Annotated in this window: 27 protein-coding genes; 24 read left to right on the top strand and 3 right to left on the bottom strand. The window is 62.9% G+C overall.

The features are described 5' to 3' along the window. The first annotated feature begins 188 nt into the window (after window positions 1-188). Complete coding sequence (locus tag MESS4_RS30055; RefSeq protein ID WP_006339563.1) at window positions 189-1,268, top strand: ArdC-like ssDNA-binding domain-containing protein; 1,080 nt, start codon at window positions 189-191, stop codon at window positions 1,266-1,268. A 308-nt stretch (window positions 1,269-1,576) separates the two neighbouring features. Here MESS4_RS30055 and MESS4_RS30050 read toward each other — a convergent pair whose 3' ends face one another. Beyond that, complete coding sequence (locus tag MESS4_RS30050) at window positions 1,577-1,882, bottom strand: hypothetical protein (protein ID WP_157385705.1); 306 nt, start codon at window positions 1,880-1,882, stop codon at window positions 1,577-1,579. 32 nt (window positions 1,883-1,914) lie between these two features. Here MESS4_RS30050 and MESS4_RS33840 point away from each other — a divergent pair, with 32 nt between their 5' ends. The 17 genes from MESS4_RS33840 (at window position 1,915) to MESS4_RS29975 (ending at window position 11,860) form a co-directional block, all read left to right on the top strand. After that, window positions 1,915-2,058 carry a hypothetical protein gene (locus MESS4_RS33840; RefSeq protein WP_157385704.1) on the top strand — a complete coding sequence of 48 codons (144 nt, stop codon included), beginning with the start codon at window positions 1,915-1,917 and terminating at the stop codon, window positions 2,056-2,058. A gap of 121 nt (window positions 2,059-2,179) precedes the next feature. Continuing rightward, the gene (locus tag MESS4_RS30045) at window positions 2,180-2,578 is read left to right on the top strand and encodes a hypothetical protein (protein WP_006339555.1); all 399 of its coding nucleotides are present in this window, start codon (window positions 2,180-2,182) and stop codon (window positions 2,576-2,578) included. Continuing rightward, window positions 2,575-2,778 (top strand): hypothetical protein, encoded by a 204-nt coding sequence (locus MESS4_RS30040; protein WP_006339554.1) that lies wholly within the window; start codon window positions 2,575-2,577, stop codon window positions 2,776-2,778. Before MESS4_RS30045 ends, MESS4_RS30040 begins: the two co-directional genes overlap by 4 nt. 165 nt (window positions 2,779-2,943) lie before the next feature. Further along, window positions 2,944-5,049, top strand: a complete 2,106-nt coding sequence (locus MESS4_RS30035) for a ParB/RepB/Spo0J family partition protein (RefSeq protein ID WP_036242534.1) — start codon at window positions 2,944-2,946, stop codon at window positions 5,047-5,049. A 106-nt stretch (window positions 5,050-5,155) separates the two neighbouring features. After that, window positions 5,156-5,548 carry a hypothetical protein gene (locus MESS4_RS30030; RefSeq protein WP_006339552.1) on the top strand — a complete coding sequence of 131 codons (393 nt, stop codon included), beginning with the start codon at window positions 5,156-5,158 and terminating at the stop codon, window positions 5,546-5,548. A gap of 184 nt (window positions 5,549-5,732) precedes the next feature. Next, window positions 5,733-6,026: a hypothetical protein gene (locus MESS4_RS30025; protein WP_006339551.1), complete on the top strand. Its 294-nt coding sequence runs from the start codon at window positions 5,733-5,735 to the stop codon at window positions 6,024-6,026. A gap of 318 nt (window positions 6,027-6,344) precedes the next feature. Then, on the top strand, window positions 6,345-6,977 hold the full coding sequence (locus MESS4_RS30020) for a DUF1419 domain-containing protein (RefSeq protein WP_006339550.1): 633 nt from the start codon (window positions 6,345-6,347) through the stop codon (window positions 6,975-6,977). 192 nt (window positions 6,978-7,169) lie between these two features. Continuing rightward, window positions 7,170-7,448: a hypothetical protein gene (locus tag MESS4_RS30015; RefSeq protein ID WP_006339549.1), complete on the top strand. Its 279-nt coding sequence runs from the start codon at window positions 7,170-7,172 to the stop codon at window positions 7,446-7,448. A 64-nt stretch (window positions 7,449-7,512) separates the two neighbouring features. Further along, window positions 7,513-7,911 carry a DUF4262 domain-containing protein gene (locus MESS4_RS30010; RefSeq protein ID WP_006339548.1) on the top strand — a complete coding sequence of 133 codons (399 nt, stop codon included), beginning with the start codon at window positions 7,513-7,515 and terminating at the stop codon, window positions 7,909-7,911. 123 nt (window positions 7,912-8,034) lie between these two features. Continuing rightward, on the top strand, window positions 8,035-8,814 hold the full coding sequence (locus MESS4_RS30005; RefSeq protein WP_006339546.1) for a hypothetical protein: 780 nt from the start codon (window positions 8,035-8,037) through the stop codon (window positions 8,812-8,814). 110 nt (window positions 8,815-8,924) lie between these two features. Next, on the top strand, window positions 8,925-9,305 hold the full coding sequence (locus MESS4_RS30000) for a hypothetical protein (RefSeq protein WP_006339544.1): 381 nt from the start codon (window positions 8,925-8,927) through the stop codon (window positions 9,303-9,305). Then, on the top strand, window positions 9,302-9,637 hold the full coding sequence (locus tag MESS4_RS31395; RefSeq protein ID WP_006339543.1) for a hypothetical protein: 336 nt from the start codon (window positions 9,302-9,304) through the stop codon (window positions 9,635-9,637). The genes MESS4_RS30000 and MESS4_RS31395 overlap by 4 nt, the downstream gene beginning before the upstream one ends. Continuing rightward, complete coding sequence (locus MESS4_RS31390; protein ID WP_006339542.1) at window positions 9,634-9,921, top strand: hypothetical protein; 288 nt, start codon at window positions 9,634-9,636, stop codon at window positions 9,919-9,921. The genes MESS4_RS31395 and MESS4_RS31390 overlap by 4 nt, the downstream gene beginning before the upstream one ends. A gap of 55 nt (window positions 9,922-9,976) precedes the next feature. Continuing rightward, window positions 9,977-10,399 (top strand): antirestriction protein, encoded by a 423-nt coding sequence (locus MESS4_RS29990; protein WP_006339541.1) that lies wholly within the window; start codon window positions 9,977-9,979, stop codon window positions 10,397-10,399. Window positions 10,400-10,700: 301 nt separating this feature from the next. Next, window positions 10,701-11,039 (top strand): DUF4326 domain-containing protein, encoded by a 339-nt coding sequence (locus MESS4_RS29985; protein ID WP_006339540.1) that lies wholly within the window; start codon window positions 10,701-10,703, stop codon window positions 11,037-11,039. Between the two features lie 102 nt (window positions 11,040-11,141). Beyond that, the gene (locus MESS4_RS29980) at window positions 11,142-11,576 is read left to right on the top strand and encodes a hypothetical protein (RefSeq protein ID WP_006339538.1); all 435 of its coding nucleotides are present in this window, start codon (window positions 11,142-11,144) and stop codon (window positions 11,574-11,576) included. Next, entirely contained in the window at window positions 11,573-11,860 is a 288-nt protein-coding gene (locus tag MESS4_RS29975) for a hypothetical protein (protein ID WP_006339537.1), read from the top strand. The genes MESS4_RS29980 and MESS4_RS29975 overlap by 4 nt, the downstream gene beginning before the upstream one ends. Window positions 11,861-11,880: 20 nt before the next feature. On the opposite strand, the gene MESS4_RS29970 is transcribed toward MESS4_RS29975, so the two are convergent. Beyond that, a complete protein-coding gene (locus MESS4_RS29970; RefSeq protein ID WP_006339536.1) occupies window positions 11,881-12,315 on the bottom strand; it encodes a hypothetical protein in 435 nt (144 codons plus the stop codon). Between the two features lie 536 nt (window positions 12,316-12,851). Here MESS4_RS29970 and MESS4_RS29955 point away from each other — a divergent pair. Continuing rightward, a complete protein-coding gene (locus tag MESS4_RS29955; RefSeq protein ID WP_006339522.1) occupies window positions 12,852-13,319 on the top strand; it encodes a transposase in 468 nt (155 codons plus the stop codon). Between the two features lie 39 nt (window positions 13,320-13,358). Here the strand turns inward: MESS4_RS29955 and MESS4_RS29950 are convergent, their stop codons facing one another. Beyond that, window positions 13,359-14,552, bottom strand: a complete 1,194-nt coding sequence (locus MESS4_RS29950) for a DUF1173 domain-containing protein (protein ID WP_036242527.1) — start codon at window positions 14,550-14,552, stop codon at window positions 13,359-13,361. A gap of 185 nt (window positions 14,553-14,737) precedes the next feature. On the opposite strand from MESS4_RS29950, the gene MESS4_RS29945 reads away from it, so the two are divergent. From MESS4_RS29945 to MESS4_RS29925, 5 genes are all read left to right on the top strand, one after another. Beyond that, entirely contained in the window at window positions 14,738-15,190 is a 453-nt protein-coding gene (locus MESS4_RS29945) for a DUF6878 family protein (RefSeq protein ID WP_006339519.1), read from the top strand. Between the two features lie 215 nt (window positions 15,191-15,405). Beyond that, on the top strand, window positions 15,406-15,894 hold the full coding sequence (locus MESS4_RS31385) for a hypothetical protein (protein WP_006339518.1): 489 nt from the start codon (window positions 15,406-15,408) through the stop codon (window positions 15,892-15,894). Window positions 15,895-16,023: 129 nt separating this feature from the next. Beyond that, window positions 16,024-16,302, top strand: coding sequence for a DUF6166 domain-containing protein (locus MESS4_RS29935; protein WP_006339517.1), 279 nt, complete (start codon window positions 16,024-16,026; stop codon window positions 16,300-16,302). A 135-nt stretch (window positions 16,303-16,437) separates the two neighbouring features. After that, window positions 16,438-20,904, top strand: coding sequence for a strawberry notch family protein (locus MESS4_RS29930; RefSeq protein ID WP_006339516.1), 4,467 nt, complete (start codon window positions 16,438-16,440; stop codon window positions 20,902-20,904). Between the two features lie 13 nt (window positions 20,905-20,917). Beyond that, the gene (locus tag MESS4_RS29925; protein ID WP_006339514.1) at window positions 20,918-21,961 is read left to right on the top strand and encodes a toprim domain-containing protein; all 1,044 of its coding nucleotides are present in this window, start codon (window positions 20,918-20,920) and stop codon (window positions 21,959-21,961) included. Window positions 21,962-22,011: the final 50 nt, after the last annotated feature.

Raw genomic sequence — 22,011 nt, 5'->3', positions numbered from 1 at the left:
GTGCACCAAGATGATCAGGCCCGTGGTCTACTGCCATGTCGTTGAGATGTCATCCTTGCTGACCTATATGCCAGCGTGCGTCGGGCGTTCTCCTCCCAGTGCGTCCGGCGCGTTCCCCTCTGGAGGTTTTTGACCTCTTGCTTGGCCGGGTGCCGCAAGCCCGGCCTTTTTCTTGCGCGCCAGAAGCGATGAAGCGGCTGATTGGCGGCTATGAACATGGCGAGTGGCGCGCCGTCATGGCCCGCAACAAAGGTCAGACGGCGGCGGCGGCGCTGGCGCGGAGCGAGGGGAGAGCCGGGCCGGGTAGCCGTGATGAGTTGGGAGGCCGGAGAGAGTTTCTGGCCGCTCGTCACGGAGCTTTCCGCATGTCCAGCGACCGAGCCGACATTTATGCACGTATAACCAACCAGATCATCGCGGCGATCGAGGCCGGCGCCGGTGAGTTTGTAATGCCCTGGCATCATGAAGGGACGGCTACCGTCCGCCCGATAAACGTTGCGTCCGGTAAAGCGTACCGTGGCGTGAACACGCTGGCCCTATGGGCGGCGGCACAGAGTTCTGGATATCCTAACGGCCTGTGGGGAACATACCGTCAGTGGCAGGCCCTTGGCGCCCAGGTGCGCAAAGGCGAGAAGGCTACGACCGTCGTCTTCTGGGGGCAGATCGGCGACAATACTGATGAAGAATGCGACAAAACTGGCGATGCTGGTGAACGTCGACGTTTATTTGCCCGCGGCTATTCGGTGTTCAACTGCGCGCAGGTCGATGGTTATGAGCCCGAACCTACAGTGGCTCGCTCAGAGGAAGAACGCATCGCGCATGCCGATGCATTCTATGCAAACCTTGGCATCAACACCGTCTACGGGGGCAATGAAGCCTATTATTTGCCTTCGGCTGATCGGGTGCATGTGCCAGTTTTCAGGTCGTTCCGAGACGTTGCATCTCATTACAGCGTGCGTTTCCACGAGGCCGCGCACGCCTCCGGCGCGAAGCATCGTCTGGACAGAAAATTCGACAAGCGACTGGCAAGGCATGAGGTCGCGCTCGAGGAGATCGTCGCCGAGCTGACGGCGGCGTTCGTCATGGCGGATCTCGGTCTCGCCTGCTGCCCGCGCGAAGATCATGCAGCCTATGTCTCGTCCTGGGTGAAAGCGCTGCAAGACGAGAAGCGCGCGATCGTCACCGCGGCCAGCAAGGCAGAGCAAGCGGCAGACTGGATGCACGCGCAGCAGGGAACAGCTGCGGCGAGCAAGGCAAAGGCCGCATGATGCCGATCGCCACCACTCCGCAAATCCGCGATCTCATCGCCGCGAACTCTCCGGTGGCGATTGGCGTTTTGGGCGGCAAGGAACAGCCAGGCGACCGCTCTTGCCACCTTCGATTTCCTCAATTCTGCAGAGTACGCCGGACCGTGTGCTGATCCACGCGGATCTCGGTTCCTTCGAATGGACCGCTTCGCTCGAAACTTGCCAGAGTCGGTCGACTCATCTTGATGCCGAACTGATCGTCGTCCGGCGCCAAAGTGGCGACCTGATGGATCGCTGGGAAAGCCAATGGCACTCCTCGGCACACGCTATCAGGAGCTCAGCGCCGTCACGCTCGTTCCCTGCTGGAGCACACCGGCGTTGCGGTTCTGCACATCGGAACTCAAGACCCAACCTATCAGCCGCGAATCAAAGTGCCGTTTTCGGGACCAGACCATCATCAGCGTCACCGGCGTTCGCCGCGCGGAGAGCCGGCGGCGCGCCAAGGCGCCGATCGCCGAAGCCGATCGGACGGACGCATTTGAACCTGGCGTCCGATGCTCGACTGGAGCGAAAGCGACGTTTTCGCCTGCATTGACGCCCACGGCATGCAACCTCACCCCGCCTATCGCTGCCATGGAATGTCCAGGTCTCGTGTCGCTTCTGCATCATGTCCAGCTTGAATGGCCTGGTTGCCGCGGCAAGGCAGCCGGAGAGCCATGAACTCTACCGGCGCATGGTCGCGCTGGAGATCGCCAGCAGTTTTGCGTGCGAGGATCGTGCCGAACGGGCTGCTCGCACGCTCCGCGGCTGATCCGGTTATCTCTCTATCCGATCAACGACCGTCGTCCTCGCCCGAGGGTGGCGGTTTGCGCCGTGACGGCGCAGTCGACAGGAGGGAAGGGTTCCCTCCGGCCGTTACGGAGACCACGCTCATGACTACGAGGACCCAGATCTGCTACGACCAATATATAGAGCAAGCCCTGTCGGTACCCGGCGGCTACTTGTTCCTAGGCCGCGGTGGCTACTGCTTGCACTACGCTCGCGGCGCGACCCTTTCGGGCTATGATTGCGACGAGATCTATTTCGCCTGTCTGCACGAAGGCCTGCCCGTCATCGACGCGCGTAAAATGGATTTCGGAGTATTGATCGAGCTCGCGTTCCACGGACCCATGGTCGCCGTCGGCCATGACCCGGGTCCCGAGCCATGGCACGCACTGTCCTATGCTCCGCTTGCCGTCGTGATGGTCGCATACAAGCATAAGGGCGCCGAGGTCAGGTTCACGCCCATTGACGAAGCGGATTGGGCGAAATGCCGGCAGCACCTGTCATGAGCCCGCGCCCGCTTCTAAAACTCTACACCACGATGGAGGAATTCGAGGACCTCCATGCCAGGCATGACCGCACACGCAGCACGAGCAAAACCGTCACGGTCGACAGGCAGGCGGTGATTCACATCCTGATGGACCACGCCAACATGCTGGCGGCAATGCGCCGCGTCGGCCATGTCGAAATCCGCGAGCCGGACCGTTGACCTTCGTGACGGCTGTCGGACGAGAGCCGCGGCCTGATTGATCTTCAGCTCGACGGCCGAGGCGGCGTGGCAGGCCAAGAGAGGAGGAGGGGGGCGGGAAGGTTTCCGGACGGGCCTGGAGGTTCGGGGAGTGGCCCCGGGCCGCCCGTCCAGGAGACACTGACCATGGCAAAAACCGCCATTCAGAAAATCACCCTCAATCAGGCGGAGAACATCCCCTTCGACAAGATCGAATTGTCGCAGAAAAATGTTCGTAGCATCAAGAACGGCGTCACGATCGAGCAGCTTGCCGAGGATATCGCTCATCGCGGACTGCTTCAAAGCCTGAATGTCCGCCCCATTCGAGATGCGGATGGGCAGGAGACCGGCCGCTTCGACGCACCGGCCGGCGGTCGCCGTTACAAGGCGATCGAGCTGCTAATCAAGCAAAAGCGCATGGCGAAGACGCAACCGACGCCCTGTGTCGTCAATCGCGCGGAGACGACGTCCGCGGAGGAGGATTCGCTCGCCGAAAACACCCAGCGCGAGGAACTCCACCCCATGGATCAGTTCCGGGCCTTCAAGACCCTGAGCGATCAGGGACTCGACACCTCGGAGATCGCCGCCCGCTTCTTCGTCTCGCCCACCTTCGTGAAGCAGCGCCTCAAGCTCGCCGCTGTCTCATCGAAGCTCCTCGATATCTATGAGAAGGGCGAAATCAGGCTCGACCAGCTCGAGGCGTTCTCCGTCTCCGAGGACCACGTGCGGCAGGAGCAGGTCTGGGAACGCGTCTCGAAGTCCCATATGGACGAGCCCTACTACATCAGGCGCCTGCTTACCGAAACCACGGTGCGGGCCGACGATCGCCGGGCGATCTATGTCGGCGCCGAAGCCTACGAGGTTGCGGGCGGCGTCATCATGCGTGACCTGTTCGATGAGGATGAGGGCGGCTGGTTCCAGGATGCGGCACTTCTCGAGCAACTGGTCTTCGAAAAGCTGAAGGTCGACGCCGAGGCGATCCGCGCCGATGGCTGGAAGTGGGTCGAGGCCGCGATCAGCCTGCCCTACGGACACGCATCGGGCATGCGCCGATTCTATGGTGAGCTGCGCGAGATGACGGCGGAGGAGATCGAGAAGCTCGACGCCCTGCAGGCCGAGTATGACAAGCTCGACGCCGAGTATGCCGAAGCCGAGGATTACGACGAGGCGGTCGAAAACAAGATCGAGCAGCTCGGCGGGGAAATCGACGCGCTGAACGATCGGCCGGAAGTCTACGATCCGGAGCAGGTCAGGATCGCCGGCGTATTCGTCACGCTCGGCGTCAGTGGCAGGCTTGCGATCGAGCGCGGCTTTGTTCGTCCCGAGGACGAGCCGAAGGCTGGAGCCGCTGCCGGCGATGAAGGCATCGGTGGCGAAACCGATGATGATGACGACGCCGACGGCCATTATCATGGCGTCAACGGTGTCATGGTCAACGGCAAGCCTGCGACAGGAGGCGACGACGACAGCGAGGATGACGGCATCAAGCCACTTTCGGATTCGCTGATCTATGAGCTGACCGCCCAGCGCACGCTGGCGTTGCGCAATACGCTTGCGTCCGAGCCCGGCATCGCCTTCGTTGCCGCGCTGCACGCCTTCGTGCTGCAGACGTTCCATCATTTCTCATCGGAGACCTGTCTTGAGGTCAGCCTGAAGACCAACGGTTTCCCAGGGGTGAAGGATCTCCGAGAGACGCCATGGGCGAAGGAGATCGCCGAGCGCCATCAGGCGTGGGGCAGGGACCTTCCCGAGGACCGCAAGGACTTCTGGGACTTCCTGCTCGGTCTCGATGAGGCGAGCCGCAAGGCGCTGTTCGCGCATTGCGTCAGCCTTTCGGTCAATGCGGTGAACGAGAAGTGGAACCGCCGGCCGCAAGCTCTCGCCCATGCCGATGTGCTCGCCAGCACATTGCAGTTCGACATGGTCTCCGCCGGCTGGACGCCGACGGTCGACAACTATCTCGGCAAGGTGACCAAGACCCGCATCCTTCAGGCGGTCCGGGAGGCTCGCGGCGAGGAATCCGCGCAGCTGATCGATCACCTGAAGAAGCAGGACATGGCCCGCGAGGCCGCCCGGCTTCTCGAAGGATCGAACTGGCTGCCCGAGCCACTCCGCAGCCCCGAGGACGTCACGGCGGAGGCTGACGGCGACATAGATGCAACATCCGGCGAGATCGACGATGAAGCCAACCTGCCGGCCTACCTGACCGGGGATGACGCCGGCTCGCCGGGATCCCTCGAAGCCGCCGAATAGGTCATCCAGCCCATCCGCATAACGAGGCCCGGCAGCAATGTCGGGCCTTTCCGCATCCCCAACCCGACAGATGGCTCGCCTGGCGCTGACTTTGAAGGAGAACACCATGTTCGACTGGAATAGAAGCTGCTCCTACGACAATGAGCGGAAGAGACGTTTCCACGCCGCGGTCCGATCTCGCCTGAAGAAGCTTGCGGCCGAACTGGGCTTGTCACCAAAGAGCTACGACATCCGGTCCAACAGGGCTGGAATGGCCCGCTCGGGTGAGATCACGCTGCACCACGATCGAGCCTATATTCAGGTCGGCCAGTTCGGCCTGCACTCCGGTCAGGGCATCCTGATCCGAACTTGCAACGGACGGAAAGACTTCACCGGCGGAGCCAACCACTTCGTCGCGCTCAATATGCTCGACGATATCCCGGCCCTTGCGGCGGCCGTTCGCGCCATCACGGGTGTCGGTCGAGACAGCCCGCTTTCCGCGGACCGCCGCGCTGCCTGAGCCGGTCACCCCCACTGCGCGGCGGCTGCGGCGCCGCCGGGTACAACCCGTGCGGTCCCGCGTACGTGCCTGCAATGGGGAGCCCCCACGTGACGACAGCTTGGCATTGCCGCCACTTCTTGAAGATGCCTTCGGCGATTCATGCTGCCGGGCTCCATTTCGATCAACTCTACGGAGCTTCTCGATGCCCACGCTCGAAACCCATCGTTTCGTCGTGATCTCCACCGCGCATGTGTCGGAGACCACGGCAAAGCGGCTCAATAATACGCCGGCGAAGAAATGGCCCGGTCTCGGCGGGCCATACGGCGAGTACGGCTGGTTCCTCTATGCGCATGACGAAAACGCCGGCGTCGGCCCGGATGTCATTCCCGCCGAACTCTTCGGCGTCATGACATGGGCCCGCAAACAGGGTTTTGATTACATCCTCTTCGATTGCGACGCCGACCAGATCGAGGGCTTGCCCGCCTTCGACTGGTGACCGTCACGTCGACGCGCGCTTGAAACATCGCCGATCCGCCGCCGCGGCGAAAGAGTGAGGGCGGGGCCGATTGCGGGTGCAGTCTTGGGAGAGCGAGAGGCATCCTGCCGGCCCGCGGCGCGGCACGCCGCTTCAACGATCCTCGCTATCCGACCACGATCACGCCGGACGCCGCCTTGCCACGGCGACGCTCGACCGCGACCAACCGTCCCTGATCTCCCGGTCGATTCCGACCGGCGACAACCACGACACATCCCATGCAGCTGCGCCGACGCGGTCACGCCGCGCGCCATCGACCTGCGTTCAGGAGAAACCGCCATGACCTCACATCCGCCTTTCCGCAAGGTGCTCGACGGCGTCGCCACGCGCGAGCAGATGTTCCAGCTGTTCGGCCGCCACAAGGACAATCCGGAATTCGACCCCCTGTCCGGCACGCCCTACGCCGGCGAGTGGTTCGAGATTGCCGCCGAGCAATATCACTTCATGCTCGATCTCCTGCCGCCGCTTTTTATGCGCACCGGCATGTTCGGCATGTCGGAATTCAAGGCCGGCAACGTGACCTCGGTGTTCTTCGAAATCACAATCCGGGGCCGCAGGCGCTGGTATCATGGCTTTTGCGATCTCACGGACCGTCAGTCACCGGAGAAGATGCGCGCGGCCATCATCGCGCATGAGACAGGCGCCGTCGACAGCATGACCCGCGAGGAGAAGCTCGAAGCGATCTGGAACGCCACTCATCCGGACTTCAAAGGGATCGCCGGCACGTTCAATCCTGAAGCCTGGCCCGTTGAACATCATGGCAAGCGCTACGTTCTCGTGAACGATGGCCGTCATGGCACGATTCCGAAATTGGTCGAATATCTGTCGGACGAGGAGATCGACATCCGCATGCCGGCAATCCGCGCACGACGCACGAGCAGGGGAGGAAGCAACGATGCGGAGCCATCGTAAGGAGTCTCGAACGGCCGTGCCGCGCACATATGAGGCGCACTCGACCTATACCGCCGATCTCGGTGTGCCGGATCGTCGCCGGTATCGGCGCACGCCGCCCGGCGCGCCAACCGTCGCACACCCAGCCCGGAGACACGGTTACGACCTCGTACAGCACCGGCGGTGCGGTTGTCGCCGTGAAAGAATATTTTTATGTCGCGCCGACCGGTCAGACGCTGCCGCATTTCACCCATCATCTATGTGCCGGCCGATCGAGCCGCAAAATACCGCGATTCCGATCTCCATTGGATCAACGAGTGCGTCGCGGTCGGCGACCTCATCCTGATGCTGTTCGAGGCCAATACGGACGAGGTCTTCGTCGACCGGGTCCGTCGCGCCGAAGCACAGCCGGGCCAGGACCATTCTTATCACGTGAGCGTTTCCGCCACCGATCAGGTGGTAGCGGCCCATGCCCATTCGACATATCGTTGAACGGGCTCCGTTCGAAGGAGAGACCCCATGGTCGCGCCAGATCGCATGAGGCAAGTCAAACAGAATGTCGAAGCCTTCGGCCAACACCTGTTCCAGGTTGTTCGGCAACGGACCTGATGCCGGCTTCACCTACACGGTCGGAAACGCCGACAGAGGTTTACCCGAGCTTCTCCTCATCGGCGATTTCCCGTCGAACATCGCTGCCTCGTTGCTCAACGAGCTTGGAGCGAAGATGCGGGAAGACGGCAAACCCCTTCCTGCAGGACTCGTCGATATCGGATGGTCGATACGCGTCAAGATCCGCCGCGCCGGTTCGCGCGCACGTTCCCACTACACTGTCCAGGTCGGGGAATATCTTGGCCATGACCTCTACACCGTTCTGCAGGTCATGGTCTGCGACCAGATCGGCCGGTATCCCGGCGATGCGAGTTGCGACCCGCGCTTCGATGTAGACCGGCCGTAGAAGGTCTCGCCTGCCGGCCTGTCCGGCGACCAAATCGCCTTACACCACATGCACGCTTCACCACACGCAGATGCGTTGGCGATCGCATGCGCGTGTGCACATCAGTCTGGAAAGGAAGCTGCCATGACCAGAAAGGTCTTCTTCGCGGCCTTCGTCATCGACGAGGAGGCATATACACCCGAGCCCGGTCCGATCAATTGCCATTTCGTCGCCGCCGACCTTACGCAGTCGAGTTTCGGCGAACAGCCTGGCGTGTCGAACATCGCCATCTCGGACTCGCCCGAAGACCTGATCGCCGACCATCGGCGACAAGAGCCGACCACGGTCGGTTACCTGCTCGGCGATAAGGCCGACCATAATGCAGGTTTCGCGCATAGGCCGGCCGCCTGCCCGTCAAACCATTGGAAGTGCGGCGACGACATCTCCGCCGATTGCGAGACAGATCTCAACATACCGCAGAAGGACCCAGCGATACCGCCTCCTGCTCACCGGCCATCCTTCCGGGACCACCTTTCGCCGGCGATGCGCGACACACTTGCCTTCGAATATTATGAGGTGAGGCCCTGCATCGAGCGCGATCACCAGGTCACATCCTATCGGGATGAGGATGAGTTCGATGCCGAACTCGCCAGAGCGCAGAAATCGGGCAGGGAGCTCCGAGTTTTCTGGTCGCTCTATGGCATGGACCGAAGCTCCACCACCGCGATCGGCGACTTTGTCTCGAAAGACGCGGCCCATGAGGTGATGAATGCGGTCCTTGCCGTCGCCGGGGCGGCGCGCAGCGCGATCCATGTACAGTATTCCGCTCTACACCGAGACGACGCCGATACCGAAAATGCTCGGCTCGCCGCCGACTGGCTCGATGACATGATCAACCAGTCCTCGAACGATCAGCGGGTCTGACCTTCCGCGCCGATTTTCCTCGTATTCAACCTACTCTCGATGCCCGGCCTCGCCGGCTTTTGCATTTCCGGGCCTGCACACACGCCCCTCCAGCGAAGGAGAAACCTCCAATGTCACGCCTGAACGACCCAGAGAACTTCCGTGGCCGCGTCAACTATGCAGCGCAGGTCATCGCCTATGGGCGACGCCCCACCCGCGCCTTCGACAATTGTTTCGAGAACTATGACGGCGACGAGGTCGCCACCGCAATCCTGCGCCGCTCCCGCAAGAACGCCCGCCTCGGGTCCAATCTTCAGCGGTATCTCAGCCTCGCCTCCATCGAAGCCGCTGCCGAGCGGCTTGCCGATGTTCCGACGCGAAAGCTCCCCGAAGTTGCCCGGGAGACGCGTGCGCGCCGCAAGGCTGAGTTTGACGTCTGGTTCGAACAGCACCGCAACGCCGATGTTGCGGTTCCGGACACGGCTGAGGACGATACGAGGAGCACGTCATGACCCGCGCTTCCGCCGTCACATTCCACCGGACACACGAAGGCCACCTTGCAGCACAGCTCGACGGCCACGCCATGATCGCCTTGCCGGCCAGGGATGGCCGCATCTCTGTCTGGTCCGCCTTCGTGATCGACCGGCCGCCGCCGCAGTGGGTCCAGGACGATTTCTTCATCGTTGGAACCCGCGTCGCCGATGAGGATGAATTCCGCGCCTATGCAACCGAGTTCGCAGCCCATCTCGCGGAACAGAAGATGCTACCCCGCAGCGAAATCCGCTCTGGTCGCAGCACGCCATGGGGGATGGCGGATAGCTCAATCGGTACGGCGTCGGTGTGATCTTTCATTCGACGCCGTCGCATGGCGGATTTGAGCTCAGCGTCGAAGCCAATGCACGCGTTCATGAGGCGTGGCGCAACGCCAATCGCTTCTACGAGGAAGATCTGGACTGGGCAAAAGTCGCCCACGCCTTCCCGCACCTCTTCACCGCCTATGAACGCAAGCAGGCCGACCTCACCCTCAGGAACTGGGAGCCGGATGCCTATGAGCAGGTCTTCGGTCTTGCGCTTGAGCCGGGCCAGAGGGAGAGGGGCGGTCGCGAAGGGGGCGCGTCGGCCCGCTGACAGAGAGAGCTGTCCGGCGTCTCCCTTTCCGCTCCTCTCTCTGGAGGAAATCACCATGACCACATCTGGACGCGTGAACCACAAGGCCGCACTGGTTCCGGAAGAACGCCGGTTGGAGTTTCTGCCCTCCCTGTTCGGCCTACCTTTGCTGATCGTTGCTGAAAACACGGTCTACAATTTCATGGAGTGGCTCAGTCCGCTCGATTATGGAGGAGGCTTCTGGAACTTCTACGAGTATCGCGGCGAACCGCTCTTTCTGGCGCCGACGTCGAAGCCGCGCTATCGAATCGCCTGCCGGACAAATGGCTACGAGGGAGAAGTTTCGGCAGAAGCAGCAGGGATCATCGCCACGCTGTTCACGTGCTCCCATCTTTCGTTCCGGCACGACTCCGGCTTGCTCGTGAACGGGTACCATCGTCTGTACGACTATTGCTGCGACCATCCCGAAGCCTCCGAAATAATACAAGCCATCGATTGAGAAGCCGGAGCCCGCTGTTGCGCTGATCTCAAGTCTCAAATGACAAAGTAGTTCTACCCACTGAAGGCACCCACCACCGATTCAAGGCGGCCGAGTTCAAGTGAAATCACGGTCCCATCCTGGCCTCAAGGCCATCGACGCCCTGTCCAAACAGATCATCAACGTCTGACCGCTGCTACTCATTGGTTGCAGGACGGCGCATTGGGTGGCCAGAGGAAGAGGCTGGCCGCAGGAGGGGTGGCCTGTGGTGGCTCGGAAGAGACGTCGCTGCAGGCCGCTTCTCACTGCGGAGATGGAGGCCATGTGCAAGATACTCAACAAGCATATCGTGGGCATTCCACCGGGCGCCGTCTACATCGGTCGCGGGTCGAAATGGGGAAACCCGTTCATCATCGGCCGCGACGGCGACCGTGCGGGAGTCATCGCCAAGTATGAGCGATGGCTCGCCAATCAGCACGATCTCCTTCGGTCGCTGAACGAGCTTTCCGGTCGCGATCTCGTTTGCTTCTGCGTTCCGCGTGCCTGCCATGGGCACATTCTGATCCGGCTCGCTAACGCCCCGCGCGAAGAACGCATAGCCTGGTGGCGTCAAAGCAGAACAGCCGCCCACCGGGATCAGGCTTCGCGCACGCGCTCATAGCCTGCGGCCGTAGCTGCCCTCACGATCTGCGATCGAAGCTGGAGAAACCATCGGCCGGCGACCAAGCCGCCAGGCATTCGTTCCAAGAGCAGGAGGTATGTCATGCCCACATTCACGATCGAAACGACCTACCGGCTGCCGGTGTTCCGGCAGCGCAGCTATGAAGCTGAAACGCTCGAAGCCGCATGCCGTCTCGCCATCGATGACGACGACTGGTCCGATCAGAAGGAAGACTATGAGACTTCCGGTGAGACATATGTCACCGGCGCCTGGACCGGTGACGTTGCGCCCTACAGCACGCCAGACCTGAACGTTCCCGTCCAGTTCGACGAGACGGTTCAGCGTAAGGCGGATATGTTCGGCACATTGCTCGACCTTTTGCAGGAGTCGGCTCGGCCCATGGGGCTTTCGCACCATGACTTCCAGCGCTGGCTGCCTCGCGCCAAAGCTGCGATCGCGACAGCAAAAGCTATCGCCGACGGCCGTGTCGATCCCATTGACGCGACGACCGACGCAGTCGGGGGGCGCGGACAATGACGACTTATGTCCTCGCCTTCTACGAAATAGATCGCGCCTATGGTGGCCATGAAGAAGGCGGTTGGTGGTATGACACCGGCCAGCTCGTGCGGATCTCCCGCATTTTCAGAACGGAAGAAAGGGCGCTTACGGCCGCGGCACGCGCCAACCGCTTGCTCCAGCATCTTGAGCGCCACAAACGCCCTGTCGGTTCCATCATCTATCATGGCGGGCGCCATGCAGTTGAAGTCTACGAGGACTTCGCGCCAAAATTCTATCCCGACACACGCCCGCGCTACGATTGACGGACCGAGCGTTGCGATCCTCAAACGTTACGTTTCCGTCTTAGCAGCACATCCGGCAGGCGACGCTTCCAGCGTTCTCCACGGGGCAGGGCTGCAACAGCCTGCTTTCGCCTTCGCCCGCAGCAACTTCCGGATGAATCAGTCTCGCTGCCGTTCGCCATGTCGGCTGCGACTCCTGCCGTGCGCGCCGCCTCGATCTCCTCGTCACCATCTGGGAAACCGTCCATCGGCTCCACCTCCGACGGCCCAACAGATTCTACGGTGATTGGTGGGGAATTCTCGATGGCGATCTCCTGCCCGCCTGTGGGGCCCTTGGCGTCGATCACCACCGATGAAGGCTCAGCCTCTTGCGCAAAGCGCGCAACATCGATTCCAGCCCAGATGGACGCCTTCTGCGCCACATGTCCGCGCTTCTTCCTGACCTCCACGACGAATGGCCGGGCCTGCCGCTTCATGTGCTTTCCTTATTGAGAATCGGATGGATGACGGATCGGATTCGGCTGTAGCTTCTGCGAGGTCCTATCGTCCAGCCTGAAGTAAACCCGCCCCTGATTTGCCGAAACGGCGCCCAAGCCACGATTCTAACGGTTCGCCAGCATTATCAGCGTCGCTGTCGCCGATACTGCCCATCGCGCCAAGCATGATTGGAAAGACAAGCAGGACGTATGCTTCATCATCCGTCGGCCTCTGCTGAAGTCGCAGCACACTCAGCCTGAACTCGCGATCGCACCCGTCCCTCTCCATTGCCGCAACATCGAACCGTTTCCTTGCACGGTCCAACTCAAAGTATGAATCCCTTGTCCGTGATCGATTCATAAACGTGATGGAAATTGATCTGTGCAAGATCGCCACCAGCCGTGACGATCTTCGAATTCTCGCATCCCACCGCTTGCAGGGATCCCTCGATTAGCCGCAAAACCTTGCACTTGTTGACTCCGATGCTGTGCTCGTTGATGTTGATCACAAATCCTGACGACAAGCGGAGCATGCTATGGCCGACCCCCAGGAAGCTGAATCGACGCAAGTCACGGCGGACGCGCCTGCCAAGCCGATTGCTGAGCGAACGAAGAGAACGCCACAGCCGAAGAAGGCCAAGGCGAAGACCAAGCAGCCGCCAGGAAAGAACGGCTCAAAACCGACCGCGAAGGCGACAGTTGAGCCCGCTCCCGCTGCCCATGCCGGTCGAAAGACTTATTCCGAAAAGGAACGCGTCCAGAAGCTCGCACAGATCCAGAAAATTATAGCCGGCGGCACCAGCAAAAAGGATGCGGTCGCGCAAGCCGGCATCTCCGAACAAACCTACTATCATTGGAAGAAGGCTGCAGCGCCCACGTCAGAAAGCGACGAGTTGAAAGACCTTCTCGCACTCGAGGAAGAAAACAAACGCCTGAAGAAGATGCTCGCCGAACGCCTGCGCAAGGAGAACGCGGAACTGAAGAACAGGCTCGGCCTGGCGTAGATTACGTCAGGCGTTTTCACGCCCACCTTGACGCGGCGGCTAAAGCTGAAGCGGCGGCATCTCGCCATCGCTGACCCGCCAGACCCAGGACCCGATCTCCGGGCGTGCCGCGATCATGTCCCTCAAGTTGAGCTCGAATTTTTCGTCGGCTCCGGCCGGCACGATGTAGAGCGCAATTGACTGGCCCCGGTGCTGCGCAAGCGCGTTGGCGATTGGCTGGTCCGCCGGCAGATTGTAACGCAGGCCCTTGACGCTTTTGTCCCGCATCCTTGCAAGAGCATCGACAAGCTTCTTCTCATGGACGGAGTCGTACGGAATCCAGTTTTCGTTCACGACCATCACGGCGATCTCCTCGATCACCGCTAACCCCGCCGGATTGAGCCCGAACGTCGCAATGGTCATGAGGTGGGACCGATCGTCCACCTCCCATAACGAAAACTCCCTCTCGAACCGCGACCGCAAACGACGATGCAGATCATCGTCGACCATCAAGGCAAAGCCCGGCATGTGCCGGACGACGAGCTTCCGGCCCACCCGGGTCGGCTCGAAATCCTTCACCTCGCCGACGAGGATCATCAGCTTGCGCGGCCCCGATCCGGGTGTCGCCGCAGGCGCCAGTGCCTCCGCACGGCGCTTTTCGATCGCATCCTTCTTCTGCGCTCGAAATGCCTCCGGCACATAAAGCGTCTCGGCGAGCGGCCGGCCCTTCACGATCATCTGCTTTGCAGCTTCGCGCAGGTGCCATTGCACATTCCACCAGTGACGTTTTCCCGCCCACAGCGATGTCCACACCGTCAGCTCGGCCTCGTGCCACAGATAATGCAGCAACCCGCGCAGCGACAGTTTTCTCGCCTCGCCCGAAACGCTGTCCGCACCCGGGCCGGCCTGAGGCGAAGCCGCGCGGCTGCCGATCTTCGAAAGGCTAAAATCCAACTTGAGCGCTGCCATCCCGCTCTGCGGATCGAGCTGGATGGCGCTGCCCATCAGAGCTCCAAGCCCAGAAAGCTCGTAGGGGGACTCGTAGGACGCACATGACGGATCGTGCTCGCCGCCGCTGAGCGGCATGCGCTTGATCACGTAGAGGCTGCCCATCCGCGCGACGTACATGGGCAGGCCATCACCTCGACACATGCACAAGGGCCGCTCACGACGTTCGTGAGCATGCGCCAGAGCTTCCTGAAGCTCTGGCGCATCCTCCCCATGGACCTCACTACCAATCCTGAACCGCCGCATCACCTCCAAAGCTCCAGGTCGCCGCCGCATCCCTGTGCGCGCATTGAGTCACGGCTTTGCGCGCAGCGCAACCCGGTTGGTGGTGTTCCGGCAAGAGGCAGAGCGAGGCCGGGAGGGGAGCGGCGGTTGGCGCTCGGAGAGCGGGCGGCGGCCGTAATGCTGGCTGCGCTCTCGTGGAGAACACAATGACCGACCATTCCGCTCGCCCGATATCCGAGTGTCTCGCCTTCACGAATGGGATCCTTCCCGCCGCGAACCGGGCCGCGCTCCTGCTCAACAAGACGGCGCTGCTCGACACACTGGAAGCAGGAGGCATCGCAACGCTTGTCGCCAGTTTCGAGGGTTTTCCGTTCGGGTGCCACGTCGAAACGATCGAGGCGAGAGGCTCCGGCGGGTGCTGCGCGCTTCCGGCAACCAACATCCGCTATGCTTCGCCAAAACAGCGCTGCCGATTCAGGCGCCGCAAGACGGGGATTTCGGTGGCGATATCCCTGATGCTGGACGAAATTCTCGGGGACGCATGGGACACGGCGATCGGCGCCGAGGGGACGTTCAGCATCGACGTTGCCAGCCGCACGCTCGTTCTTGCGGGCAAGGTCAAGGCCGACGACGCCCGGCAGTTCCGCCGCGTCTACTGACCCTCGCCTCGTCTGCCTAACAACCCATCCACGAGGCGCTCCTATGCCCGCATACAAGCTCGGATCGAGTTTGCTCGTCCACGCTCCCAGGTCTGATCGCCTGGGCGATCAACGCCTTTGCCTACCCGCGCGACCGAAGGGTCATCCTGCAGGTCGTCACGGATACCTGGCCAGAGTTTCCACCTGACCATGCGCGCCTCCTTCTCGCGAAGGAGTTGCCCTATACGATCGACGGCGAAACCGTCTCCTTCACTGTCCCCGAAGATATCGCTGCGACCGCGGTGGCAAGTCAAACAGAAGCCAGGACGACGTGCGAATACATCGTCAATCTCCGGTTCTGGCTATGCTGCAGGGACAGCGTCGACATCGAAGCGGAAAACGACACCGAAGCAATCGCGACTGCCCGCCGTGTCGCCGCGAAGATGATGCAATCCGCGAGCTTCCCGGCATCGATCGACGTCGAGGATCGCCGGGAAGGTCTCATCTCCTACATCGACCGCGTCGATGGCGATGACCGCGCGGAAATAGCGGACGGTCTCGATTTCGAAGGGGACCGACGTCTTCGTCCCAACGCGTTCGTGGAGAAAGTCGCCGCGTTCTACATCGATGATACCGCAGAACCCGACGAGCTCCGCAGAATTCTGAAAGATCTGATCAAGCAGGCAAGGATGGTGCGTACGCCCTTTTCGCGGCGCTTGCTCTGACGTCCTGATCCATTCCGCGCGCTTTCCTTCGCGCCGGGTCCATTGCTGGACGCGACCCATCCACGGAGCAGCAAATCCATGCCCTTCTAGCGCGGCAATCTCGCCGGCGGTCTCTTCGTCGTGACCGTCATGAACGACACCGGTCAGGTTCGCGGCCTCGATCCGCGCCTTGATCTACGCAACCATTCGCCCGACGGGCTTGCCTGGGGCTATCCCGGCTCAGGCCTCGCGCAGCTTGCGCTGGCGATCCTGTGCGACGCGCTGGGTGACGACGAGCGTGCCGAACGTCTCTACCAGCGCTTCAGGGACGTCATCATCGCGCGGCTCGATCGCGACCGGCCCTGGGTGCTCGCGCGCCGGAGCGTGCTCGATATCGTATCGCGGCTCGAAGACGAACAACCGGGTTGATCCACCGTCGCCATTTTAGTCACCGGGTTCGCCCCCCGGCGAGAGGCGGAGCCGGGCCGGGAAAAGCGCGGTCCAGCCGGCGCAGAGAGAGCGTGCCGGCGGGGCCGGGTTTCCCGCGCTCTCGAAGGATCTTCCATGAACATCGTCACGACCCCATCGACGGCCGCCAAGGTCGCCGCACCCCATAGTGCACCCTCCGCTTCTGCGGCAGATCGCGCGCGTGCGATTCTTGGCGCCGCCACCCTCCTTTTCCCCTTCCTCGAAACCGGCAAAGCCGTCACAACCGGTGCGCTCGCCGCCGCCATGGCGGAGAGCTTCGGCGGCACGCACGCCGAAGGCTTCTGGATCTGGAAGGACGCCTACGAAGCGCTTGAGGTCGCCCAGGTCCTGTTCGTGCAGAAATTCGGACAAGCGATCCTGTCGCGCTCGACCTCTCCCAAGGCTGCGCTCGCGATGATGACGCGGATCGCGCAGCTCGTTCCGACGCATACGCGACGCTCGGACGAGAGCCAGGCGATGCAACAGCTGTCCACGCCGCTGCCGCTCGCCTTCGCCGCCGCTCGCGCGGCGGCGATCTCCTCGTCTGACCTGGTCCTTGAACCGTCGGCCGGCAACGGCCTTCTCGCAGTGCACGCCGAGATCCAGCAAGCCTCACTCGCGCTCAACGAGCTTGCCGCGACCCGCGCTGAGCTTCTCAGCCTGATGTTCCCTCGTGCTGCGACCTTGCGGCACGACGCGGCCCATATCCACGATCACCTCGATGTCGGCATCCAGCCCAGTGTCGTCCTAATGAACCCGCCATTCACCGTCGGTGCTTATGTCGATGGGCATGTCGCTGACGCCGCCTGGCGGCACCTGTCGTCAGCCTTTACCCGCCTTCGGCCTGGCGGCCGCCTCGTGGCGATCACCGGAACAGGGCTGTCACCCGAGAATCCCAAATGGCGCGATGCCTTCAGCCGGCTTCAGGAACAAGGCACCGTTGCCTTCACCGCTGCGATCGATGGTCGCGTCTACGCGCGCCACGGCACTACGGCCGAGACACGCCTCACCGTCATCGACAAGGTTTCTTCACCTGATCCGTCAGGCTTCGTCGTATCGCGCGGGAAAGCCTCCGATGTCGAAACCCTGCTCTCTTGGATTGGAGAGGCGCCGCCAAGGGCGCCCGGCGGCTATCCCGATTCCATCGGTGCTTTGACGAACGGGATCCTGCGCAACGCCGCCATGCGCATTGCCGGCCATTCAGACGCCCACGAAAGTGCAGCAAGCGTCAACGGTTCCAAGCCCCAAGGCGTAGCCTGGCGGCTTCCCGCATCTCGGCCGAAACGACCCCTCCCGGCCGCGGCCATGCGAATGCAGGCCGAGACGCCGGTTCGCCAACTCGACTACACATTGCGGGATTGGCAGCCAGAGCAGGGCGGCCGGCTCGATGACGAGATCTACGAGCCGTATGCCCTGCAATCGATCCACATCCCGTCCGCCAAGCCGCACCCGGAGGACCTCGTTCAGTCCGCCGCAATGGCGGCGGTAGCGCCGCCCAAACCGACCTACCGACCGCTTCTGCCGGAAGCCGTCATCGATGAAGGGATGCTGTCGGATGCGCAGCTGGAAAGCGTCATTTATGCGGGCGAAGCACACGCCGGTTACCTCCGCGGCGCCTGGACGGTCGACAAGACATTCGACGTCGTCTCCGCAGCGCCCGACGATGCCGACAACGCGGTTCGCTTCCGGCGCGGATGGTTTTTGGGCGACGGCACCGGCTGTGGGAAGGGCCGCCAGGTTGCCGGCATCATCCTCGATAACTGGCTGCGAGGACGCCGGAAAGCGGTGTGGATCTCAAAAAGCGACAAATTGATCGAAGACGCCCAGCGCGATTGGGCTGCACTCGGACAGGAACGGCTCCTCGTCCAGCCGCTCGCCCGCTACAGGCAGGGCACGCCGATCCGCCTTGCCGAAGGCATCCTCTTCGTAACCTATGCCACCCTGCGTTCCCAGGAGCGGGAAGGCAGGAAATCGCGTGTAGAGCAGATCATCGACTGGGTCGGTAAGGATTTTGAAGGCGTCCTCATCTTCGACGAGGCGCACGCCATGGCAAACGCCGCTGGCGGAAAAGGAGAACGTGGCGACGTGGCGCCGTCCCAGCAGGGCAAGGCGGGGCTCCGTCTTCAACATGCACTCCCCGACGCCCGCGTCGTCTACGTCTCGGCCACCGGCGCGACGGCTGTGGAGAATCTCGCCTACGCGCAACGCCTCGGGCTGTGGGGCAGTTCGGATTTCCCGTTCGCCAACAGATCCGAGTTCGTCGCGGCAATCGAGGACGGCGGCGTCGCCGCCATGGAGATGCTCGCCCGCGACCTCAAGGCGCTTGGGCTCTATGCGGCGCGCGCGCTTTCCTTCAAAGGGGTCGAATACCAGCTGCTCGAGCACGAGCTGGCCGAAGAGCAGATCCGCATTTACGATGCCTATGCGGATGCCTTCCAGGTGATCCACAACAACCTCAATGCCGCGCTTCTGGCTGCAAACATCACCGGTGAGCACGGCGTGCTCAATCCGCGCGCCAAGTCGGCGGCGCGCAGTGTCTTCGAATCCTGCAAGCAGCGCTTCTTCAATCACCTCATTGTCGGCATGACCATGCCGACCCTGATCGGCTCGATCGAGCGCGACCTCGCTGACGGCCATTCGGCCGTGGTCCAGCTGGTCTCCACCGGAGAAGCGCTCATGGAGCGTCGGCTGGCCGACATTCCCCCGGACGAGTGGTCGGATTTGCATGTTGACGTGACGCCTCGCGAGTACGTCCTGGGGTACATTCAGCATTCGTTCCCCACGCAGTTGTTCGAGGAGTTCTCCGACGCCAACGGCAACGTCTCTTCGCGTCCCGTCTACGATGGGGACGGCAACCCGGTCCAGTGCAGGGAAGCCATCGAGCGCCGCGACCGCATGATGGAGCAGCTCGCCTCGCTGCCGCCGGTCGGCAGCGCGCTGGACCAGATCATCCACCGCTTCGGAACCGATATCGTCGCCGAGGTGACGGGGCGGTCGCGCCGGATCGTGCGCAAGACCGAAGGCGGCATGACGCGCTTCGCCGTCGAGAGCCGTCCAGGATCGGCAAACCTCGACGAAGCCCGAAGCTTCATGGACGACGAGAAGGGCGTGCTTATCTTTTCCGAAGCTGGCGGCACCGGGCGCTCCTACCACGCCGATCGCAGCGTCCGGAACCAGCGGCTTCGGCTGCACTATCTCGCCGAGGCCGGATGGCGGGCCGACACCGCCGTGCAGGGTCTCGGCCGCACGCATCGCACCAACCAGGCGCAGCCGCCGATATTCCGGCCGATGGCCGCCAACGTGAAGGCGGGCAAGCGGTTCCTGTCGACCATCGCGCGGCGGCTCGACACGCTGGGCGCAATCACCAAGGGCCAGCGCCAGACAGGAGGCGCCGGCCTGTTTCGCGCGGAGGATAATCTCGAAAGCCCCTATGCGCGTGCGGCCCTGCGGCAGTTTTACTTCCTGATCTGGCAGGGCCAGGTCGAAGGTTGCTCGCTGCAGAGGTTCGAAGACGTGACCGGCCTTCGACTGATCACCGAGGACGGCAGCCTGCTGGAGGACTTGCCGCCGATCACAACCTTCCTCAACCGACTGCTGGCGCTCCGGATCGACATGCAGAACCGGCTGTTCGAGGTGTTCGAGCAGCTTCTCGCCGGCAAGGTCGAGAAGGCGATCGCGGCCGGAACCTTTGACCGCGGTGTGGAAACGATCGTCGCGGACAGTCTTGTGGTCACCGACCGGCGCACGATCTACACCCATCCGGCCACCGGCGCCGAATCGAAGGTGTTCACGATTGCGCGCCGCGACCGCAGCCATCCCCGGTCGTTGGCCGAAGTGCTCGACCTTGCGGCCTCGACACCGCAGTCGGTGCTTGTCGTCAACAGCCGTTCAGGCCGGGCTGCCGTCCAGCTTCCGACGGCGAGCATCATGCTGGACGATGGAATACTCGAGCACCGGGTGCGGCTTGTGCGCCCGACGGACGAGGTCCGCATGGGGCTCGATGCCCTTGCCGAAACCTTCTGGCAGCCGGCGGCGCGGGAAGTGTTCCGCGAGGTCTGGGAGAAGGAAGCCGCCGCCGTGCCTGAATACACGGAAAGCACCTTCCACCTGGTGACCGGGCTCCTGCTGCCGATCTGGAAGAGGTTGCCCGACAATGACTGCCAGGTCTATCGGCTGCAGACGGACCACGGCGAGCGCATCATCGGCCGCCACATCCACCCGATGCTGCTGCCGGACCTCTACCGCAATCTCGGTCTCGACGAAATCCCCGACCTGTCGGCCGACGACGCGTGGCCGGGCCTCGTGGACGGCCGCATTTCGATCGATCTCGCCGACGGGCTCGCGCTGCGGCGCAGCCGCGTGATGAACAACCATCGCGTTGAACTCAGCGGATTCACCGACGCATCCGTTTCACGCCTGAAGGCGATGGGGCTGATCCCCGAGATCATCTCTTGGAAGCTGCGCCTGTTCATCCCCGTCGGCAATGAGGGGCCGGCAATCCTCGCCCGGCTGATGCAGCAGCATCCGATCGTGGCCGTCAGCGATCGGTCGAAGGCCGCTTGAGGGAGACGCGATCATGTCCAGTCGCGGCTCGGCCTCCGAGCTGGCGCGCCGCCTTGGCGAACACGCCGAGGCGGTGTGCCGCGAATATCTCTGCAACGGCCGGCGCGTCGGCAATTACTGGATTGTCGGCGATGTCCGCAATGCGCGCGGCCGCTCCATGCATGTCCGCCTCAACACCGTCGGCCGCAAGGTTGCGGGCAGGTGGGTCGATGAGGCCACGTCGGAGTATGGTGACCTGCTCGACGTCATCGAACATAGCTGCGGCCTCACCGATTTCCGCGCAATCGCGGACAAGGCACGCCGCTTCCTCGCCATGCCGCGACCCCAACGGGCGAGCGCCGTGCGCGAGCCGCCCGTGGTGCGCGGGTCTCCCGATGCCGCGCGGCGTCTCTTCGCGATGTCCAAGCCGGTCGCCGGCACTCTGGCCGAACGCTACCTTGCCAGTCGCGGCATCGTGCTTGGACGCCACGAACGCGCCCTGCGCTTCCATCCCGGCTGCTACTATCGCGACCTTGAGAGCGGAGAAACCCACAGTCTTCCAGCGCTGATTGCCGCCGTCACCGACCTCGACGGACGCGTCACCGGCCTGCAGAGGACCTGGCTCGATCCCGACGGCGACGGCAAGGCGCATGTCGCCGATCCGCGCCGCTCGATGGGTCACATCTTAAGCAACGGCATCTGGCTTGGCCTCGATCCCGGCATGCCCGTCCCCGTCATGGCCGCCGGCGAAGGCCTCGAGACGATGGCGTCGCTTCGAACAGTGATGCCAGCCCTGCCGGTGGTCGCCGCAACCTCGGCCAATCACCTTTCGGGCCTCATGCTCCCGCCAGGATGCGAGCGCCTTTACATTGCCGCCGACGCGGACGCCGCCGGCCGGCACGGTATCGACCGCCTCGGCCAGCGGGCGGGCGAGGCTGGGATTCTCACGCTGGTGCTGCGCCCGCAGCTGGGCGACTTCAACGACGACCTCCGCAGCCTTGGTCCGCACCGGCTCGCGGCGTGGCTCCGCGACCAACTCATCCTCGACGAGGTCAGCCGTCACCTGTGGGCGGCATGAACGCTCGGCCCGCCGCGACGCGGGCTGTCGCAGTCGCCGTCACGGGAAAG

It is taken from the genome of Mesorhizobium sp. STM 4661 (assembly GCF_000359125.1).
Lineage (GTDB): Bacteria > Pseudomonadota > Alphaproteobacteria > Rhizobiales > Rhizobiaceae > Mesorhizobium.
The sequence above is the reverse complement of the archived record's forward strand: the minus strand, read 5'-3'. Positions and strand labels throughout refer to the sequence as shown.

Bases quoted from the DNA above. Each gene is read 5' to 3' on its own strand.
- MESS4_RS29975 (WP_006339537.1), top strand. From the start codon at position 11,573: ATGACGACTTATGTCCTCGCCTTCTACGAAATAGATCGCGCCTATGGT.
- MESS4_RS29950 (WP_036242527.1), bottom strand. From the start codon at position 14,552: ATGCGGCGGTTCAGGATTGGTAGTGAGGTCCATGGGGAGGATGCGCCA.
- MESS4_RS29945 (WP_006339519.1), top strand. From the start codon at position 14,738: ATGACCGACCATTCCGCTCGCCCGATATCCGAGTGTCTCGCCTTCACG.
- MESS4_RS29925 (WP_006339514.1), top strand. From the start codon at position 20,918: ATGTCCAGTCGCGGCTCGGCCTCCGAGCTGGCGCGCCGCCTTGGCGAA.
- MESS4_RS29970 (WP_006339536.1), bottom strand. From the start codon at position 12,315: ATGAAGCGGCAGGCCCGGCCATTCGTCGTGGAGGTCAGGAAGAAGCGC.
- MESS4_RS31395 (WP_006339543.1), top strand. From the start codon at position 9,302: ATGACCCGCGCTTCCGCCGTCACATTCCACCGGACACACGAAGGCCAC.
- MESS4_RS29935 (WP_006339517.1), top strand. From the start codon at position 16,024: ATGAACGACACCGGTCAGGTTCGCGGCCTCGATCCGCGCCTTGATCTA.
- MESS4_RS30000 (WP_006339544.1), top strand. From the start codon at position 8,925: ATGTCACGCCTGAACGACCCAGAGAACTTCCGTGGCCGCGTCAACTAT.
- MESS4_RS30015 (WP_006339549.1), top strand. From the start codon at position 7,170: ATGTCGCGCCGACCGGTCAGACGCTGCCGCATTTCACCCATCATCTAT.
- MESS4_RS33840 (WP_157385704.1), top strand. From the start codon at position 1,915: ATGTCCAGCTTGAATGGCCTGGTTGCCGCGGCAAGGCAGCCGGAGAGC.
- MESS4_RS29980 (WP_006339538.1), top strand. From the start codon at position 11,142: ATGCCCACATTCACGATCGAAACGACCTACCGGCTGCCGGTGTTCCGG.
- MESS4_RS29990 (WP_006339541.1), top strand. From the start codon at position 9,977: ATGACCACATCTGGACGCGTGAACCACAAGGCCGCACTGGTTCCGGAA.
- MESS4_RS29955 (WP_006339522.1), top strand. From the start codon at position 12,852: ATGGCCGACCCCCAGGAAGCTGAATCGACGCAAGTCACGGCGGACGCG.
- MESS4_RS30040 (WP_006339554.1), top strand. From the start codon at position 2,575: ATGAGCCCGCGCCCGCTTCTAAAACTCTACACCACGATGGAGGAATTC.
- MESS4_RS30045 (WP_006339555.1), top strand. From the start codon at position 2,180: ATGACTACGAGGACCCAGATCTGCTACGACCAATATATAGAGCAAGCC.
- MESS4_RS30020 (WP_006339550.1), top strand. From the start codon at position 6,345: ATGACCTCACATCCGCCTTTCCGCAAGGTGCTCGACGGCGTCGCCACG.
- MESS4_RS29930 (WP_006339516.1), top strand. From the start codon at position 16,438: ATGAACATCGTCACGACCCCATCGACGGCCGCCAAGGTCGCCGCACCC.
- MESS4_RS29985 (WP_006339540.1), top strand. From the start codon at position 10,701: ATGTGCAAGATACTCAACAAGCATATCGTGGGCATTCCACCGGGCGCC.
- MESS4_RS30030 (WP_006339552.1), top strand. From the start codon at position 5,156: ATGTTCGACTGGAATAGAAGCTGCTCCTACGACAATGAGCGGAAGAGA.
- MESS4_RS30010 (WP_006339548.1), top strand. From the start codon at position 7,513: ATGTCGAAGCCTTCGGCCAACACCTGTTCCAGGTTGTTCGGCAACGGA.
- MESS4_RS30055 (WP_006339563.1), top strand. From the start codon at position 189: ATGAAGCGGCTGATTGGCGGCTATGAACATGGCGAGTGGCGCGCCGTC.
- MESS4_RS30035 (WP_036242534.1), top strand. From the start codon at position 2,944: ATGGCAAAAACCGCCATTCAGAAAATCACCCTCAATCAGGCGGAGAAC.
- MESS4_RS30025 (WP_006339551.1), top strand. From the start codon at position 5,733: ATGCCCACGCTCGAAACCCATCGTTTCGTCGTGATCTCCACCGCGCAT.
- MESS4_RS30050 (WP_157385705.1), bottom strand. From the start codon at position 1,882: ATGGCAGCGATAGGCGGGGTGAGGTTGCATGCCGTGGGCGTCAATGCA.
- MESS4_RS30005 (WP_006339546.1), top strand. From the start codon at position 8,035: ATGACCAGAAAGGTCTTCTTCGCGGCCTTCGTCATCGACGAGGAGGCA.